2 protein-coding genes are annotated in these 1,496 nt (G+C 69.3%); both read left to right on the forward strand.

Going from position 1 to position 1,496, the window contains the following annotated elements:
- Nucleotides 1-141 precede the first annotated feature (141 nt).
- Complete coding sequence (locus AOJ26_RS41090) at nucleotides 142-1,086, forward strand: sterol desaturase family protein (protein ID WP_078960211.1); 945 nt, start codon at nucleotides 142-144, stop codon at nucleotides 1,084-1,086.
- A partial coding sequence (locus AOJ26_RS41095) for a lysoplasmalogenase family protein (protein WP_420713327.1) occupies nucleotides 1,083-1,496 on the forward strand: 414 nt, incomplete at its 3' end. The genes AOJ26_RS41090 and AOJ26_RS41095, both read left to right, overlap by 4 nt.

Below are 1,496 nucleotides of genomic sequence, written 5' to 3' on the forward strand. Positions count from 1 at the left end.
GCTAGACGTTGCTTCTGGGGGCAGCGGGGGTCGGGTGACGCCCCTTGGCGGAGATCGCCAAGAAGCAAGCGCGTACCACCGGTCATACTTGTCGGTAACAACGTCTAGCCGTGCCCGACCGGCCGGTTCTACGGTGCACGCATGCCCAACCTCCCCGATGTCGTGGTCTGGTCCATACCCGCCTTCGTGCTGCTCACCGTCATCGAGATGATCAGCGTCCGTGTCCATCCCGACGAGGACGCGGCCGGTTACGAGGTGAAGGACGCCGCCACCAGCGTCGGCATGGGACTGGGCAGCCTCTTCTTCGACTTCCTGTGGAAGATCCCCATCGTCGCCGTCTACACGGCCCTCTACGAACTCACCCCGCTCCGCGTCCCCGTCCTGTGGTGGACGGTCCCCCTGATGTTGCTCGGGCAGGACTTCTTCTACTACTGGTCCCACCGCGGCCACCACGTCATCCGCATCCTGTGGGCCTGTCACGTCGTCCACCACTCCAGCCGGAAGTTCAACCTCACCACCGCGCTGCGCCAGCCCTGGACGAGCCTGACGGTCTGGCCGTTCTACGTCCCCCTCGTCGCCGTCGGCGTCCACCCGGCCGCGCTCGCCTTCTGCTCCTCCGCGAACCTCGTCTACCAGTTCTGGATCCACACCGAACGCATCGACAAGATGCCCCGCTGGTTCGAGTTCGTCTTCAACACCCCGTCCCACCACCGCGTCCACCACGCCTCCCAGGGCGGCTACCTGGACCGCAACTTCGGCGGGATCCTCATCGTCTGGGACCGGCTCTTCGGTTCGTTCGTCGCCGAGACCGAACGGCCCGTCTACGGGTTGACCAAGAACATCAACACGTTCAACCCGATCAAGGTGGCCACGCACGAGTACGTGGCGATCGTCAAGGACGTCAAGAACGCCCGGAGTTGGCGCGAGCGGGCCGGGCGGGTGTTCGGCGGACCGGGCTGGCAGCCGTCGCCGACACCGGAACCGGTCACCACGGGGACATCGGAACCGGGGCCGACGACCACACCGGAACCGGCGCCGACGACCACACCGGAACCGGCCTCGGCCGAAGGAAGCGCGGCCGCGTGAGAGGCCGCCCCGGGCGGCGGGCATCCACGGCTCCGTCCGGGAGATCCCCCCGCACGCGTGCCGCCGCCCTCCTGCTCGCCTGCCTCGCCGCCGCCACCCTCACCGACCTCGTCTCCCTTGCGGTCGGCCTCGACGCCGGCCACACCGTCGCCAAGCCCCTGCTCATGCCGCTCCTCGCCGCCTGGGCAGGGGTCAGCGGCGCACCGCGCCTCCTCGTCGCCGCGCTCCTGTGCGGCTGGGGCGGCGACGTCCTGCTGCTGTCCGACAGCGACCCGGCCTTCCTCGCCGGCATGGCCTCGTTCGCCGCCGGCCACGTCTGCTACCTCGTGCTGTTCGTGCGGCACGGCACGCCACGCACGCGTGCCCTCCTCCCGGCCCCCGCCTACGCCCTCTCCCTCGTCACCCCTGTC

The organism is Streptomyces sp. NRRL B-24085, from assembly GCF_001282115.1.
GTDB lineage: Bacteria > Actinomycetota > Actinomycetes > Streptomycetales > Streptomycetaceae > Streptomyces.

Coding starts and splice junctions, on each gene's coding strand:
- AOJ26_RS41090 (WP_078960211.1), top strand. CDS start 142: ATGCCCAACCTCCCCGATGTCGTGGTCTGGTCCATACCCGCCTTCGTG.